We start from the raw sequence: 16,647 nt of genomic DNA on the forward strand, positions 1-16,647 counted from the left end.
TGGTGTTCGGTCTGTAGATGCATCTGTAACTGACCCACCGCTATCACGAGCAAGCTCGCACAGGTTTATAGCCGCCTCAGGAATCCGGAGTAATCACCGGCAACACCGTCTCTACCGCCAAGCGAGCCAATTCAGCATCCTGCTCAGCCTTGACCCCAGAAACCCCGATGGCACCGATGCACTGGCCGTCATGATGAATGCTCACCCCACCTTCAAGCATGCCCTGCACGTGCGGAGCGCTGAGAAACGCGTAACGACCACCATTGATCATGTCTTCGAAAACCTTGCTATCACGCCGCCCCATGGCGGCCGTGCGGGCTTTTTCGGTAGCGATATAGGCCGACAACGGCGAGGCATCGTCCAGGCGCAGCAGCCCCAGGGGATGACCACCGTCGTCCACCACACAAACCGACACCGCCCATTCCCGCTGGTGCGCTAGATCTTTGGCCGCTACCAGCAACATGGCAACGTCTTGTTCAGTGAGTGCCGCTTTGGTTTTCATGGATCACTCCGTGTTGTGCCACAGCAGGCCCGCGAGACAATCAGGCGCCCGCCCAGCAAGCCGAGGAATATTTCCTTCTGCGAACCATAGCGCACATCCAGCGGCTCATTGAAGCCCGGGGCCGGTGGCTTACTGCGGGTGACACGAACATCCATTTCGCCACAATGGATCCACCACAATAACCAATTGTCCGCAAACACAGCAAAAACGTTGACAACCAAATTAGTTAAGAGAGTTAATGGATCCACAGACAAGAACAACATCCGCCTGGAGATCCCTTATGTACCCCAAAAATGCCTGGTACGTTGCCTGCACCCCCGATGAAATCGCCGACAAGCCCCTGGGTCGCCAGATCTGTGGTGAGAAGATGGTTTTTTACCGGGGGCATGAAGGCAAGGTCGCGGCGGTGGAAGACTTCTGCCCCCATCGCGGCGCCCCGCTCTCCTTGGGGTATGTCGAAAACGGCAACCTGGTGTGCGGCTATCACGGCTTGGTGATGGGCTGCGACGGCAAGACCGTCGAGATGCCGGGGCAACGGGTGCGAGGCTTCCCTTGCAACAAGACTTTTGCAGTACAGGAACGGCATGGGTTCATCTGGGTCTGGCCCGGAGACCAGGCGCAGGCCGACCCGGCGCTGATCCATCATCTGGAATGGGCTGAAAGCGATGAATGGGCCTACGGTGGCGGCCTGTTCCATATCCACTGCGACTATCGCCTGATGATCGACAACCTGATGGACCTGACCCACGAAACCTACGTCCACGCCTCAAGCATCGGCCAGAAGGAAATCGACGAGGCGCCGCCAGTGACCACGGTCGATGGCGATGAAGTGGTCACCGCCCGGCACATGGAAAACATCATGGCCCCGCCGTTCTGGCGCATGGCCTTGCGCGGCAACAATCTGGCCGATGACGTGCCGGTGGATCGCTGGCAGATCTGCCGTTTCACCCCGCCCAGCCATGTGCTGATCGAAGTCGGCGTGGCCCATGCCGGCAACGGCGGTTATCACGCCGCACCGCAATTCAAGGCGTCGAGTATCGTGGTGGATTTCATTACGCCGGAAACCGAGACGTCGATCTGGTACTTCTGGGGCATGGCCCGGCACTTCCAGCCGCAGGATGAAGCCCTCACCGCGTCCATTCGCGAAGGCCAAGGCAAGATTTTCAGCGAAGACCTGGAAATGCTCGAACGCCAACAGCGCAACCTGCTGGACCATCCGCAACGCAACTTGCTCAAACTCAACATCGACGCAGGCGGCGTACAGTCCCGCCGGGTGCTGGAGCGCTGGATCGCACGGGAACGGGAAGCACAGGCCGGGTTGATCGCCAGCAGCCATCAACCACAACGGGTGGAGCAACGGCCATGATCGAAGTCCAGGTCGCGGCGCGACACAACGAAGCCCTCGATATCTGCAGCTACGAATTGACGCGTGTCGATGGCGAGCCGCTGCCGGCCTTCACCGCCGGCGCCCATATCGATGTGCACTTACCCGGCGGGCTGATTCGCCAGTACTCGCTGTGCAACCATCCCCAGGAGCGGCACCGCTACCTCATCGGTGTGCTCAAGGATCCGGCGTCCCGCGGTGGTTCGCGCAGCCTGCATGAGCTGATCCAGCCAGGCATGCGTTTGCACATCAGCGAGCCGCGTAACCTGTTCGCTCTCGCCCCGCAAGCCCAGCGCAGCCTGCTGTTTGCCGGCGGCATCGGCATTACGCCGATCCTGTGCATGGCCGAGCATCTGGCCCAGAGCGGTGCCGCGTTCGAGCTGCATTACTGCGCCCGCGCCCGGGACCGCGCGGCCTTTGTCGAGCGCCTGCGCCAGGCGCCTTATGCCGACCGGGTCTTCCTGCATTTCGATGAAGAACCGGAAACCCTGCTGGACGCCGCCAGGGTGCTGGCCGCGCCGAGTGACGATGTGCACCTCTACGTCTGCGGCCCCGGCGGGTTCATGCAACACGTCCTCGACACCGCCAAAAGCCAGGGCTGGCAGGAAGCCTGCCTGCACCGCGAATACTTTGCCGCCGCCCCTACCGACACCCGTGCCGATGGCAGTTTTTCGGTCAAGCTGGCCCGCAGCGGCCAAGTGTTCGACGTGCCGGCGGACTGCAGTGTGGTGCAGGCGCTGGAGCGCCATGGCATCGAGATCCCGATCTCGTGCGAACAAGGGGTCTGCGGCACCTGCCTGACCCGCGTGCTGGAAGGTGTACCAGAGCATCGGGACATGTTCCTGACCGAGGCTGAACAGGCCTGCAACGACCAGTTCACGCCGTGCTGCTCCAGGTCGAAAACCCCGGTGCTGGTGCTGGATCTCTGACAACCACCGGAAAACAGGCACCCAAATCCCGTGGCGAGGGAGCTTGCTCCCGCTCGGCTGCGCAGCACTCGCAAACCAGACAATGCGATTTACCTGAACGATATAGGGCCTGCTTCGCAGGCCAGCGGGAGCAAGCTCCCTCGCCAAAGGGGATGCGTGCTGGCTACACAAATACAGCAGTCATCCGGGCCGTTCACTCCGAACGGAGAATCACCGTCATCCGCTCGTCAGCCAGCGTCGAGCCGAACACTTCGGCGTAGCGCAGGGTCGCGTTGGCATGCTCGCGCATGATTGCCTCGGCGCGGCCACTCTGGCGGTTGATCAAGGCGTCAAACACCGAATGGTGTTGCATATGGGCATAATTGAAGCGGCGAAATTCGCCGGCCATGTTCTGGCGATCCACAGCCAGGGCGGTGACTGAGGCGAATGGCAGATGATCGTTGCGGGCCAGGGCATCGGCAATCGCCGGGTTGTGGCTGCCTTCGACGATCACCTGGTGAAAGCGCATGTTGAGGTCGTGATAGACCTCCAGGTCGTCCTCGGTCACATAACCCTTGGCGAACAGTTCATCGCCCTGCGCCAGGCATTGCTCGAGTATCGCACGGGCCTCTTCAGATAAACCGTGCTCGGCCGTCTGCCGTGCTGCCAGGCCCTCCAGCACGCCACGCACCTCCACGGCCCCGGCGATCTGTTCGGCACTGACCGAACGCACCTGGAAACCTCGTCCGCCGAAGCGCACCAGCAACCCTTCCTGCTCCAGGGTGCGGAACGCCATGCGCACCGGCATGCGCGATACGCCGAACAACTCGGCCGTGGGTATTTCCATCAGACGCTCGCCAGCGGCCAACTCGCCCGAGGCGATCATCTTGCGCAGCGCAACCAGCACCGTTTGGCCGGGCTTACTCATCCAGGCGATTCCACAGAAAAGAAGCCGTCATAGTAGAAGGCTTGGCGCAGCGTGTCACGGCAAGGCAGTGGCAGCCAGGCTGGCCGCCACAGCGGATTGTTCAAACCCCTGCCAACTCGCGCAGCTGCGCCAGGGTCTGTTCGTCCAAGCTGATCCCATGCTCATTGGATTTGCTGCGTTCGCGATGGCGACGGTCTCCCGGCAAGCGCCGCAACCCGACGCCATGCATCTGCCTGACCAGTTCCTGGCTGCGCTCGGCAAAGTTTTGCCCGGCGGTCTTGCTCGGGTCGATCACGATCAACAACTGACCGGTCCACGGGGTCTTGGCACCCGGATGGTTGTGCCAGTCGAACTCGAAGGAAAAATTGCCGCCAGTCAGGGCTGCCGCCAGCAACTCGACCATCATCGACAGCGCCGAGCCCTTGTGCCCGCCAAAAGGCAAGAGCGCTCCACCTTCGAGAATCGCCTTGGGGTCCCGGGTCGGCTGGCCGAGGCTGTCCACGCCCATTCCTGGTGGCAACAACTCGCCCTTGCGTGCAGCAATCTGTACGTCGCCGTGGGCAATGGCGCTGGTGGCGAGGTCGAAGACAATCGGCTCACCGTCAGCCCGTGGTGCGGCGAAGGCAATGGGGTTGGTGCCGAACAATGGGCGGTCCGCGCCATGGGGCACCACACACGTCATGCTATTGACCACACTCAACGCCACCAGGCCTTCATAAGCGAACGGCTCGACATCCGGCCAGAGGGCGGCAAAGTGATGGGAGTTGCGAATGGCCAGGACGGCGATACCGGCACTGCGGGCCTTCGCCACCAGCAATGGACGCGCCGCGGCCAGGGCGGGCTGGGCGAACCCGTTGCAGGCGTCCACCGCGACAAACCCTGAAGCGACGTCCTCGACCATCGGCACGGCCTTGCCGTTGACCCACCCGCTGTCGAGTGTCGAGACATAACCGGGAATGCGAAACACCCCATGGCTGTGGGCGCCGTCGCGCTCGGCCCCGGCGCAGTTTTCAGCCAGGCACCGAGCGACTTCGGTCGACGTGCCATGACGCAGGAAAATTTTCTCCAGCAAGCTCACCAGAGCATCGAAAGACAAGGTGCAAGAAGCGGCATGATCGGATGGCACAGACATCTGAAGCTCCAGAATGATTGTTGGAGGTAGCAACAGCGTAAAGGGACCCGCCGGGGGATTAAACACCGGTTCAGGCGCGCACTGTCAATCCTTGTCCACGGCATCTGCCCGGCGTGGCGGGTCGAAAACCAGCATGCGGTAACTATGTACCACCTTGGCTCTTTCATCGTTGCCTAGTCTGGCGGCTTCCTCCACGTTCGCGCCGCTTTGAGGCGCCCCGATCGAGAAGCAACGATGCTCACTGAAACCACGCCACTTTTATTTCCCGAGGTATTGCACGCCCATCGCCTGGACGAATTGACCGCAACCCACGGACTGACGCAGGCAGACCTCGACTGGTTGCAGCACATCGCCCTGCCCGACCACACCCAGCGCGCAGCGCAGACACCCCCGATGTTCGCCGAAATCATTCTGTTGCAAGCCGATGAAAAACCGCCCATTGCACTGGCCGGCTGCTTTGTCCTCAGCACCTCGTCGAACAGCAGCAAAACCAGCACCCACCCGGCGTTCCTCTACATGCCAAGTGGCGGCATAAAAAAGTTCGACAACCTGGCATCCCTCGAAGCGCAGATTGACCAGATGCGCCGGGACACTGCGCAACGCGACGACCTGTTTCGTCTCTTGTCGATCTCCCAACGCAGCGAACTGAACAGCACCACCGACATCAGGCAGACCCGGCAACTCATCGAAGAGGACGTTTTCAAGACCCAGCTCGAATCCATCGAGCACGCCCAGCGCCTCAATGCCCTGGCCATGGTGAATGAACTGATCAAATTGCCCTCGTTAAGATCGATGCTTGACCAGGTATTGAACGAGGCGCTGCCAGACCTGGATCATCGACAGATCCGCGTGGCCTTCAGCAAGGGGGCTTACCCAGGAAATCCAAGGGCCATCCAGGTGACCGAAAGCCTTCCACTGAGCGATGCCATCCTGGGCTATTTCCATCATCAGGGCTGGCCTGTCGGGCATGACATCGATCTGACTCACCCGGGTACGCCCGCATCGTCCTACAGCCCGCAGCGATGGGAAAACATCATAAAAGACATCGCCAGGAAACTGATTCCAACGCTTATCGGTTGCATTGATGCCTTTTGGGAGAACATGACGACCCACTTTTATATGTCTCGGCGCAAACTGCTTTCCCAAGTCATCCACGACAGACTCTGGGCAACCATCCTGGTCGAGCGGGAAAAAAGACAACTGACGGAGGAACAAAGTCGTGAACTGCTCCGATTGTTCAGGCCCTCGCGCCGGGACGAAGCACTGCTGTTCATCGAAACGATTCGCCTCTGGGAATATGAGCCGCACTTTGTAGAACTTGCAGGCTCCTTGATGATCAGCGCCAAAGGCAACTATCTCTACACCCCCATGCAGGGTCTTCAGAAGATAGACAACCCTCCAGGTTTCAAGGCTGCGCTGTTCGGTCACCCCGCAAGCACCGCACAAAAGGAAGCGCTCTATAGCCTGCTGAGCCTGGAAGAGCGCAACCGTTTCCTGCGCTTTGACGAACCACAGATTTCGGGCAAGCCGCTGGATTTGCCAGTGTCCGAATCCCTGGCGAACGCCATCATCGAAAAACAGAAGAATAACTTTCATTACGCACTGGAAATGTCTCGCCAGGGCGATGTCGACATCCACGCGCTCATCGATAAGGCGTTGGATATACGCACCTTCATCAATAAAAGCCTGTTGGACCCGCCTACTGCCGGACACTGGGGGACTCATCCCGCTTTTCATGGAAGTCTGCGCCCATCCAACTTCATGGCTGATCAGATGCAAAGAAAGGTCAAGAGCTACACCGATGTCGAAGCCGCTTTCGATAGCCTCTTTACCCGGTTGCCGACCTCCCACAACGTTTCGCTGCACAATGGGCTCCGGCAATTACTGGCTGAACTGACCAATGTTTTTTCCTTGGGGATACGGGCCGAGGCCGAACTCAGGGAACTTAATGCGAGCCTGCCGTCGATTGCCAATGACCTGATCAGAACGGTTTTTGCCTACGATTCAGAATACCCGGACCGTGCCCAACGGATCGGCGTCAGGGGCTTCCGGCCGGATGTCTATTCGTTGACGCTGGCCTGTAGCGAAGAAGACCGAACGGTTTATCTGCCCCTTGCCAACTGCTTTTTATTAACTGAGCGCGGAGGCCTCGATACCCCCTATTCGGGCATGGCCATCCTGTGGACGCCCGCCGATGGCTTGCAGGCGTTTTCGTCCGTAGATGTTGCGACCCAGCAATTGAATCGGCACCTGCTCGATTCCCGAAAACGCTTTGGGTTGCTCGCCAACCTCACCCCGGCCCAACGCCAACCTCATGGACGCTATCAACTCCAGGCATATGAACTGATCGAGGACAACGTGCTGGTGAATCGGATGAGTTCGTTCATCAAACACTTTGAGGCCGAGCATGCTTATCTGACCACCTTGAAAGCCGGAAGCTGGCAACTGACCGGCAAGGCTCTGTCGAGAAGCCTTCAGGCATTGCTGGACAAAGGCGCGCCGACCAATCTCAAGCGCGCCACCCACATTGCCCGGGCCAATAAGCAGCAACAGCAACTCCCCGCCTGGCTCGGTACGGCGGCACTTGACGATCAACGCCTGCACGTCGAGTTGCTTGAGCAATATAAAAACAGCGTGGTCGATGGCAAGGACTATCTGGACGGTATCGAGCCGCTGCGCACCTATGTGCGTAATAAATTGAAAGCACTGCTGAGCGCACGCTTCGCTGCAAACAACCTTGACCCCGACACCCTCCAGATCACACCAAACCTCGCCATAGTCGGACCGGCCAGTTCGCTAACCGACTTCGCCCTGCATCACATCGAAGTGACCCGGGAGGGCTTCAAGGTTTCTTCAACGTCCACGCAGAAATTGCCGGACGGCCTGAACGAGATCACCGTCAGGCAGATGCTGTCCTCGTTGAATATCTCGACCGATTTTAAAAATCAGGTGGCGCAGAAACTGTCCGGCCCCACTGCCCAGGCCCGGCAAAGAAAAACGGCCTTCCGCCAACAAATGCCCTGGCAGTTGCTGCAATACGCTCACGCACGTTATCTGCAACAACACCTTTCCCCCTTGGCCTTTGATTTGATTCGTCAGGTGGTGGACATGCCCGATGCCGTCGCTCGCAAAGCCGTTGACGGTGCCAACGCGTTTATTCGCCCGCTGGAATTGATCAAGACCGGTGGTGCAGTGCCGGTCAAAGCGCAAGGGCTCTACTTGATCGGCTCGAGCGTCGATGCGACAAGTCCTCAGGTCCTGTATTCGCCCTACCACGAGGGGGAGCACTTCACCGAATTCAAGGATGAAGCGAGCGTCATTGCCGCATTCAATACGCCAGGGATACTTCAGAACCTGCTGATTCGCCGGCTTCCCGAGCACCAGCAGGCCACATTCAGGCACCTGTTCGCCGCCACCGTCGGGCAGCGATCGGAAATCACCCTGGCCTCGAACCCTATCCAGACCAACCTGTTCGACACATTGTTCGACGACAACGCAGCATTGTTATCGGACATGCTGAGCGCACAAACCAATGAAAAACGACAGTTTGACTGGGAAACGGTCCTGCACCTGTTCAGCTCCGGCATCAAGTCAGTGGGGAGGCAACTGTCGGGCAAACTGACTTTTATCGAAACGCTTTGGGAAAGCTACCAGGACTTCAAGGCTTCAGCCGAAGCGTTGCAGCAGCATGACTGGAAAACAGGCCTGCACGATTTTATCGCCGGCGCTGCCGAGATGGTGTCGCTGGGCCTGATGAATCGCGAGGATACATTCGGTCTTCTCGATCCCATTGAACCGCTTTCGCAAGGCGCTACGTTGGCCAATCGCTGGAAGGACATCGCTTCCACCGCCCGAATCCGAACCGACTTGAGCGTTTTCGAGGCCATGGGTATCAGCCTGTCGGACCTGCAACCAGACCTGATCGACGGCACCTACAAGGCACTGGAAAACGGCAGGCTTTATATCCCCCTTGCCGGCAAAGTCTTCCAAGTAGCGAAAGCCGGCCAAACCTGGCGAATCGTGCATGAGCACGCAGAGGGGCCGTTATTGAGAAAGTCGCCTGACGGCCAGACATGGGAACTCGATCCACAACGCCAGACCATACGCTTTGGCAAAGCCGGATCGAAAATGGCCGTCACCTACAGCGACTTCAAGGCCAAGGGCTCACTGAATATCGAAGCAAAGGGCATGGCTGAGATACGCAGGAAATATCCGCACCGTGCAAACGCCATTGTGCAGGCACTGGAGACCGCGAGGTTCTATTCATTCAACGCCCTTCACAACCTTGATCAATTCAAGCGACAACCACTTGCGGGCTCTCGGCTGGATAATTTCATGAGATTGTTTTTTGGGGTCGACAGCGTCGACGCTCGTCTTATCAGCAAGATAGAGACGGCGATCTCGCCCATATGCCGGGCATTGGCCGATCCATCCTGGGCGCAACAGAATGCCGACCGCATCGTGATCGGCAACCTCAAGCACCTGGAAGATCGAGCAACCGCCTTCGTACTCGAGCCGGCAGCCGTCGGCAGAATCTATATCACGCAGTTTTTCTTCGACATGGGCTTGGACTGGTACAAGGCCGTCGTACCCGAGTTCTTCAATGTCGATGCGCACGCCCAGGGAGCGACCCTCATCCACGAAATTTCCCATCAGTTGTTCAATACGTTCGACATCATCTACCTGGACGCCGCACTGCCATTTCTCGATTTGATTTCAACAGCGACTTACGCCGGAAAGTTGCGATACGACGAGCAAAGGGACCTGCAACTCAACGGGCTTTCATTGACCACACCAAAGTCAAAACTGTTCACGCAGTGGGACAGCACGGATAACACTTACAAGAAGCTGGAGCTGTTGCCTGGATACAGCCAAATCACCCGGGAAATCCTGAAGATAACCGGCGCCAGAACCATGGATAACGCTCGCGATGATTTTCTCGATTCGATTTTGCCGGACAAGCGCATCGACGTCATACTTCGCAACGCCGACTCGCTCACACTCTTGATTTGTGAATTGGGACGCCAACTCGACCCCACTCCACCACGGAAAACTACCGTGCCATGAACGGTTTGGGGGTTGATCTTTTTTTCACGCAATGTATGCGACGGTAGGCGACAACGAGTGTTTGAGTAAAAAAACAGGCGATTGATGCGTAAACGCCATGACGGTTGTTCTCGGCAGCTCATGCCGAAGGTTAGAATGCGGCAAACCAGGAAGAGTCAATGACCGAACATCCCCTCTCGGAAGCCGAATACGACGCCATTACCGATGCCGCTGCCCATTGGTGCATGCGTTTGCATGCCGCCGATTGCACCCATGCCGAACGGCAGGCGTTCAAGCAATGGCACGATGCCGATCCCCTGCATGCTTTCGAATACGAAGCCATGCTGGAGATCTGGGCTGTTGCCGATCATCTGCCGCGTGTCGAGTCAACGCCGACGGCTCCAGCACGCCGCACCCAGTCGCGTTGGAGCCGGTTGGCGGTCGCCGCTGCGGTGTTAGTAGTGGGCACGCCCCTGGCTGCTTACACCGGCTGGAATCTGGGCTGGGTTGCCAATTCCTACCAGCGCTTCGAAGCCGGCGCCAGCGTACGTCATGTCACCCTGGGTGACGGCAGCCAGGTCGAACTCAACCTGGGCAGTGAGCTGGTATTTGCCAACTACAAAAACGAACGCCGGGTGACGCTGAAAAAGGGTGAGGCGTTTTTTGACGTCAGCCATGACAAACAGCACCCGTTTGTCGTTCGGGCTGGCCAAGGCCAGGTGCGTGTGACCGGTACACGTTTCAACGTATGGATGTACCAGGACCAGGTACGGATCACGCTACTGGAGGGCTCGGTGAGGGTGACCAGCAACCAGGCACTCAGCCGTGACGGCCTGCCGCTTTTCCCGGGCATGCAGGCCAGCTACAAGGCAGGCGACCAACAACCGCAAGTTCGTGAGACAGATGCCAATGACAGTTCGCTGGCCTGGCGCAACGGCAAACTGGTGCTGGATAACCTTGCCCTGAGCGATGCACTGCCGCTGATCAACCGCTACCTCGACCGGCCTGTCATGTTGGCCGACAACAGCACCGGGGGCCTGCGTATCGGTGGTGTCTACAACATCAGCGAAGTGCAAAACCTGGTGCCTTCGCTGCCGAAAGTGCTGCCGGTCTACCTGACCCAGAACAAGGACGGCAACCCGGTCCTCAATTCCATCGGGCAACGACCAGCCACTCACTGACAGCTTTTCTCTGTGGGAGCCTAGCTTGCTCGCGATAGCCCGGGTCAGCTTGCCTCGACGTTGAATGCGCCGCCCTCATCGCGAGCAAGCTCGCTCCCACTGGGGATTTGTGTTGGCCGGGAAATCACAGGCTGGCACCGATCCTATGTGTGGAAGCGAGCTTGCTCGCGAAGGCGGTGGATCAGTCTACATTCAGTTTGAATGTGACCGCTCACCAGCGGCTATTGCGTCGCCACCCTGCCCGTCTCATCACGCTCGCGGATAATCAACGCTTGATAGTGCGGATCGGCCTTGATCTGCTGTTCAGTGAATGGCAGCACACTCCACTGCTTCTGCGAAAAGGCCTGGGTCTGGTCCGCCGAATATGGCGATGCCGGGTCGCTGGAGAGGGAGAATGCCAGCAACCCCTGGGCCTGCGGACCGTTGCCGTCAAACGTCACCACTTGCAGATAACTGGTCCCGCTGACCACCTCCCGCTTGCCGTCCGCCCCGGGCACACTCTGGATCGCGTTGTAGATGCCCAGCTCCCCGGGACCGCCGTGAATCGGCGTCTGTCGGCTGCCGCTGCTGGCCACCTGGACGTCTTGCCATTGGCTGTCCTTCGACAAGCCGGCGACCTTCACCGTCTCCACCGAAGCCAGCATGGCATCGCGCACGGCCTTGAGTACCGCTGGCCGCTCAATCGCCAGGCCACGCGGTGTGTGTTGCGGGTCTTTGGGGTCGAACGCGACGCGCCATGAATCCGGCACCGCCTGCAAGCGGTCCATGATGTGCTGGAAATGCACGAACCCCAGGCCGCTATTCAGGCCGGCCTTGCGATCCCACGCCTTGAGGCTGGCACACGCCTCGACCAATGCCGAAGCATCGGCCCCCAGGTCACCGGCGCACACGCCGAGCAGGTCCGGCATCACTTGGTCAGCCAGGTAAACCTGATCGTCCATGACCATGCGCTGCAAATCCTCGATCTTCACCGGCCCGCTCTTGGCCAATTGGCTCATCCAGTCCAGCGCAAAACGTGCCCGCAGTCCCAGGGGCTGGCCTTGCTGACTGATCAGTGGGGAGTAACCGGACAGCGGCTGCGCAGGGTTGGCCATCCAAGCCGAATCGTTGGAGTTCTGCACGTAATCGCGGCGCAGCAACTGCGGAAGCCTGTCGGCGGCATAGGTGCCTTTTTGCACGGCTTTGGAATCGATGCCCCAGGCACACTCGCTGCGAGAGCCATCCAGCACGATCAGTCGCAACCCGGCCCGGGGATCGCTGCACCGGGCCAGTTTCTCGGCGTCGACATTCGGCACCACCGACACGTTCATGTAAAGGCTTTGCCCCTGGTCGTCCACCGCCAGGGTATTGACCCAGGGAATGCCCTGGATCTTATGGACGGCGTCCTGCAGATCCTTGAGCGTGACCGCCTTGTTCATGGCGTACCACTGCGCCAGCACGCGATCGTTTTCCAGGTTCGCATCCCGCAGGCTGTAGGCGAACCGGTTATCCCAGTCCAACCGGCCAGGCCACTGCACGATCGGGCCGAACTGCGAGCCATAGATCACTCGGGTGACCGTCTGCACCTGTCCATCAGGTTGCTTGACGTCCACCGCGACCGTCTGCTGACTCATCGGCACAGACTTGCCGTCAAGCAGATAGCGGGTCGGGTCCTTAGGGTCGAGTTGCAGGCGGTATAGGGTGAAGTGTTTCGAGCTGTCGACGGTGTGGGTCCAGGCCAAGTGCTGGCTGAAACCGATATTGATCATCGGCAGGCCTGGCAGCGCCGCGCCCATGACGTCCAGCTTGCCGGGAATGGTCAGGTGCATCTGGTAGAAACGCATGCCGCCCAGCCACGGAAAATGTGGGTTCGCCAGCAACATCCCACGGCCGTTGAACGAGCGCTCGCTGCCGATGGCCAGCGCATTGCTGCCGCGCTCCAGGGCAAAACGCTGCTGCCGAGTGGCGGCGGCCGCGAAACCAGCGACCGGGGTGCCCGCGAGTGCGCTCGCCTGGGGCGGTTGCGCGCCGGCCAGGGCCTCGGCGAATTGACCAACGCCGCCTTCCACCAACAACCGACGGGTCAACTTGACCAGGTCCAGCGCCGTGATCGGTCGCACCCACTCGCTGGCACATTGTTCGGGCAGGCCTTTGGCCTTGCGCTCGACCAGCGCACGGTTGTAGCCCGCCACGTAGCCTTCGACCAGTTGTTGCACTTGAGGCGTCTGGGCCTGCCAGAAACCGGAAACCGCTTGTGGCGTGTTGAGCCAACTGAAGAACAGATCGCTGACGCGGTTCTCCCGCTGCTCCACCGTCCTGCGCTCGGGCCCGAAATAGCGCGAGCGCTGGGCATTGACCGTGACGAGTTCATTGGCCAGCAGGCACAGGTTGTCCTGGGCGTAGGCGTAGCCGATGCCATAACCCAGCCCGCGCTCATCCTGCGCCCGGATATGCGGTACGCCAAAACGGGTGCGACGGATCTCGGCACTGGCCTGCTGCCCATCGTCTTGCGCATTGACCACGGGGCTGAGCCCGAGGGCGATCCCCAGAAAAGCGCCTGCGAGGCCAATCCTCGATAACTGCCCGGACATTCTCACATTCACTCCTGATAAAACTTCAGAAACCAGGACGGCCACCGGTGCGACAGAAGACAAACACTCGACCCGCCTGGGAAATCACATGCCGCTTGCTGAACCGGAATGTGCCTCCCTTGAAAACGAACCGGATGAAAAAAAATTAATGGCTGGCAGCCTTTTGAATATGGGGGTTTGACGCAGCAAGGGCATTTTTTTCACATCATGGCCCTCATGATTGTGCGTCCTCGTTCGTCCTATTACAGGAGAGTATCCGTGACCTTTTCTGATCAGGCTGGTAAGGAGTTTTTGCATGCGTAACGCGCAACTGCCCATGGAGGGCAAGCCAAGGGCGACCGGCGTCTCGCTGAGCGCCCCCCACCGTGTATTCGACAGGCCGGCAGAGCGAGGCGGCAATGACCACATCAGACGCTTGCTCAAGAGCTTCGGGCTCAGGACCAGCCTGATTCGTCTCAAAGTCATCGACGCGCTGCTCAAGGCCGCCCAGGAAAACCGCAGCCTGGGCGTGCGCGGGGTGCACAGCCAGTTATTGGGGCTGGACATTCCATTGTCCTTTCTCAGCGTGCGTGAGGTGTTGAAGCGCCTGTGCAGCGAGGGCGTCGTCACCCTCAACCCGGATAAAAGCTACCGCCTGCACCCCAGTGCGATGGCCGTGCTCAAGGCCGAGGAATGAAGCCGGCGCTCAGGACTTGACCTTGCGCCGCATCACGCCGTTGATCACCACCACGATGACCGCCACGGCGATGGCGATGTATTGAAACAGCTGCTCGCTGATCATGCCCTTGCCCTGCATCCACGACAGCCCCAGCATGATTGCCAGGACGACGAGGACGATCAGAATCGAGTATTTCAAACGTTGTGAATGAGTCATTACCAATTTCCTGAATGTATCCGCTCTGTGTCCGAAGGCTTGCCAAGCCCATACCGTATTGCGGGAATGGCGGGCTGCCAACGGGGTCCCATGGTACAGCCGAAGGAGCGTATTCGCGCAACCGCGGCGGTTAATCATGAGGAATTATGTATGTTTCGCCGTATCAGCCTATTGCTTGCCTTGTTGTCCACCCTGAGCAACCTGACAATTCTGTAATCCCCACTTCAGCCCCCCGTCAGCTCGCGCTCGCTACTCTGTTATCCTCCCTCCAAACCGTTCGACACGAGACCACCCCCATGGCCCATCCCCTGCACCTGCTCGCCTTGAGCGCCCTGTTCATGACCACCCTGGCCCAGGCCGCCGAACCAGTCACCATCGATGTACACCGCGATGCCAATTGCGGCTGCTGCAAAAAGTGGATTTCGCATCTGCAAGCAAACGGCTTCAAGGTCAACGACCATGTCGAAGCCGACATGAGTTCGGTCAAGCAGCGCCTGGGCGTGGCGCCGAACCTGCGTTCCTGCCACACCGCCGAGATCAACGGCAAATTCGTCGAAGGCCATGTCCCGGCCGACCAGGTGCTGGCGCTGAGTAAGCGCGATGACCTGCTCGGTGTCGCCGCGCCGGGCATGCCCATGGGCTCGCCCGGCATGGAAATGGACGGTATGAGCGATGCCTACCAAGTCATCGGCTTGAAGAAAGACGGGACCCAAACCGTAGTGGCGGATTACCCGGCCCACTAATGGGCGAAGCCTATATCGGCTTGTTCCTGGCGGCTTTCGGCGCGGCAACCTTGTTGCCGTTGCAATCGGAGGCGGTGTTGGTCGGCTTGTTGCTCAGCGAGCGCCATCTGGCCTGGCTGTTGCTGACCGTTGCCACGCTCGGCAATGTCCTCGGCTCACTGGTGAACTGGTGGCTGGGCACACGGCTAGAGCACTTCAAGGATCGGCGCTGGTTTCCGGTCAGCCCGGCCCACCTGGACAAGGCTCGCGTGCATTACCAACGCTTCGGCCACTGGTCACTGCTGCTCAGCTGGCTGCCGATCATCGGTGATCCGTTGACCTTGGTGGCCGGGGTGATGGGCGAACCGTGGCGGCGTTTCCTGCTGCTCGTGAGCCTTGCCAAGGGCCTGCGCTATGGCGTTCTCGCCCTGGCGACACTGGGATGGATGGACTGAACGTTCGGGCTGTTCGGTTGCCTGTGGTTAATGTCGCCATAATCGGGTCGCGCCAGGATCGGCGGCGGCCACAAGGAGATTGACCATGCCCCGTACCCCCGCGCGCTGGTTGCCCAGCCTGTTCCTCACCGCCGCCCTGCCCCTGTTCGCCCTGGCCGCCACCCCACCCGAAGGCCCGGCCTACGGAGCGCAGTTGGAGGGCTTCGAATACCCCTACACCCTCAAGCGCTTCGCCTTCCAGTCCCAGGGCCAGTCGTTGCAGATGGGCTATATGGACGTGCCGGCCCAAGGCAAGGTCAATGGCCGCACAGTGGTACTGATGCACGGCAAGAATTTCTGCGCCGCCACCTGGGGCGATTCGATCAAGGTCCTCAGCGAAGCCGGCTACCGGGTCATCGCGGCGGACCAGGTCGGTTTCTGCACATCGAGTAAACCCGAGCATTACCAGTACAGCTTCCAGCAACTGGCGAGCAACACCCAGGCCTTGCTCAAGGCCCTCGGCGTACAGAAAGCCGTCATCCTCGGTCACTCCACCGGCGGCATGCTCGCCACCCGCTACGCCTTGCAGTTTCCCGACGAGGTCGAACGCCTGGCGATGGTCAACCCCATTGGCCTGGAAGACTGGAAAGCCTTGGGCGTACCCTATCGCACCGTGGACCAATGGTACGCGCGGGAGCTGAAAGTCAACGCCGAGGGTATTCGCAACTACGAGCGCACGACCTATTACGCAGGCCGCTGGAAACCTGAGTTCGAGCGCTGGGTAGACATGCTCGCCGGCTTGAACAAGGGCCCGGGTCATACGCAAGTGGCGTGGAACTCGGCGCTGATCTACGACATGATCTTCACCCAAGAATCTGCAATGTGGGGATTAGGTACGGAGTTTATCCGCATGGGGCGGGAGGTGCAATCTGTAGCGGGGTGTTGCGGGGATTGGGGCGGTTAGCC

The 16,647-nt window shown here is 59.7% G+C and carries 13 protein-coding genes; 8 read left to right on the top strand and 5 right to left on the bottom strand.

Annotated features, from left to right (window positions below; genetic code table 11):
- Positions 1 to 76 precede the first annotated feature (76 nt).
- The gene (locus BLO97_RS14865; protein WP_092346487.1) at positions 77 to 502 is read right to left on the bottom strand and encodes a GlcG/HbpS family heme-binding protein; all 426 of its coding nucleotides are present in this window, start codon (positions 500 to 502) and stop codon (positions 77 to 79) included.
- A gap of 280 nt (positions 503 to 782) precedes the next feature.
- On the opposite strand from BLO97_RS14865, the gene BLO97_RS14870 reads away from it, so the two are divergent.
- Positions 783 to 1,868: an aromatic ring-hydroxylating oxygenase subunit alpha gene (locus BLO97_RS14870; protein WP_092143189.1), complete on the top strand. Its 1,086-nt coding sequence runs from the start codon at positions 783 to 785 to the stop codon at positions 1,866 to 1,868.
- On the top strand, positions 1,865 to 2,815 hold the full coding sequence (locus BLO97_RS14875) for a PDR/VanB family oxidoreductase (protein ID WP_092346489.1): 951 nt from the start codon (positions 1,865 to 1,867) through the stop codon (positions 2,813 to 2,815). The genes BLO97_RS14870 and BLO97_RS14875 overlap by 4 nt, the downstream gene beginning before the upstream one ends.
- Positions 2,816 to 3,008: 193 nt before the next feature.
- Here the strand turns inward: BLO97_RS14875 and BLO97_RS14880 are convergent, their stop codons facing one another.
- Entirely contained in the window at positions 3,009 to 3,722 is a 714-nt protein-coding gene (locus tag BLO97_RS14880; protein ID WP_063321180.1) for a GntR family transcriptional regulator, read from the bottom strand.
- A 100-nt stretch (positions 3,723 to 3,822) separates the two neighbouring features.
- Positions 3,823 to 4,854, bottom strand: a complete 1,032-nt coding sequence (locus BLO97_RS14885; RefSeq protein ID WP_092224204.1) for an Ldh family oxidoreductase — start codon at positions 4,852 to 4,854, stop codon at positions 3,823 to 3,825.
- Between the two features lie 234 nt (positions 4,855 to 5,088).
- Here BLO97_RS14885 and BLO97_RS14890 point away from each other — a divergent pair, with 234 nt between their 5' ends.
- Together BLO97_RS14890 and BLO97_RS14895 are read left to right on the top strand one after the other, a co-directional pair.
- Positions 5,089 to 9,921 (top strand): dermonecrotic toxin domain-containing protein, encoded by a 4,833-nt coding sequence (locus tag BLO97_RS14890; protein ID WP_092346491.1) that lies wholly within the window; start codon positions 5,089 to 5,091, stop codon positions 9,919 to 9,921.
- A gap of 158 nt (positions 9,922 to 10,079) precedes the next feature.
- The gene (locus BLO97_RS14895; RefSeq protein WP_072345955.1) at positions 10,080 to 11,081 is read left to right on the top strand and encodes a FecR family protein; all 1,002 of its coding nucleotides are present in this window, start codon (positions 10,080 to 10,082) and stop codon (positions 11,079 to 11,081) included.
- A gap of 221 nt (positions 11,082 to 11,302) precedes the next feature.
- Here the strand turns inward: BLO97_RS14895 and BLO97_RS14900 are convergent, their stop codons facing one another.
- Positions 11,303 to 13,651, bottom strand: a complete 2,349-nt coding sequence (locus BLO97_RS14900; RefSeq protein ID WP_092346493.1) for a bifunctional acylase PvdQ — start codon at positions 13,649 to 13,651, stop codon at positions 11,303 to 11,305.
- Between the two features lie 295 nt (positions 13,652 to 13,946).
- Here BLO97_RS14900 and BLO97_RS14905 point away from each other — a divergent pair, with 295 nt between their 5' ends.
- Complete coding sequence (locus tag BLO97_RS14905) at positions 13,947 to 14,327, top strand: hypothetical protein (protein ID WP_063321175.1); 381 nt, start codon at positions 13,947 to 13,949, stop codon at positions 14,325 to 14,327.
- 9 nt (positions 14,328 to 14,336) lie between these two features.
- Here the strand turns inward: BLO97_RS14905 and BLO97_RS14910 are convergent, their stop codons facing one another.
- Positions 14,337 to 14,525 carry a hypothetical protein gene (locus tag BLO97_RS14910; RefSeq protein WP_003202135.1) on the bottom strand — a complete coding sequence of 63 codons (189 nt, stop codon included), beginning with the start codon at positions 14,523 to 14,525 and terminating at the stop codon, positions 14,337 to 14,339.
- Positions 14,526 to 14,821: 296 nt separating this feature from the next.
- On the opposite strand from BLO97_RS14910, the gene BLO97_RS14915 reads away from it, so the two are divergent.
- The 3 genes from BLO97_RS14915 to BLO97_RS14925 all read left to right on the top strand — a co-directional run bounded on the left by BLO97_RS14915 (position 14,822) and on the right by BLO97_RS14925 (position 16,645).
- Positions 14,822 to 15,268 carry a DUF411 domain-containing protein gene (locus tag BLO97_RS14915; protein WP_057450668.1) on the top strand — a complete coding sequence of 149 codons (447 nt, stop codon included), beginning with the start codon at positions 14,822 to 14,824 and terminating at the stop codon, positions 15,266 to 15,268.
- Positions 15,268 to 15,702 (top strand): YqaA family protein, encoded by a 435-nt coding sequence (locus BLO97_RS14920; protein WP_092346495.1) that lies wholly within the window; start codon positions 15,268 to 15,270, stop codon positions 15,700 to 15,702. The genes BLO97_RS14915 and BLO97_RS14920 overlap by 1 nt, the downstream gene beginning before the upstream one ends.
- An 85-nt stretch (positions 15,703 to 15,787) precedes the next feature.
- Positions 15,788 to 16,645: an alpha/beta fold hydrolase gene (locus BLO97_RS14925; protein ID WP_256571919.1), complete on the top strand. Its 858-nt coding sequence runs from the start codon at positions 15,788 to 15,790 to the stop codon at positions 16,643 to 16,645.
- Positions 16,646 to 16,647: the final 2 nt, after the last annotated feature.

Origin of the sequence: Pseudomonas sp. NFACC05-1 (genome assembly GCF_900100135.1) — a bacterium.
GTDB lineage: Bacteria > Pseudomonadota > Gammaproteobacteria > Pseudomonadales > Pseudomonadaceae > Aquipseudomonas > Aquipseudomonas fluorescens_Q.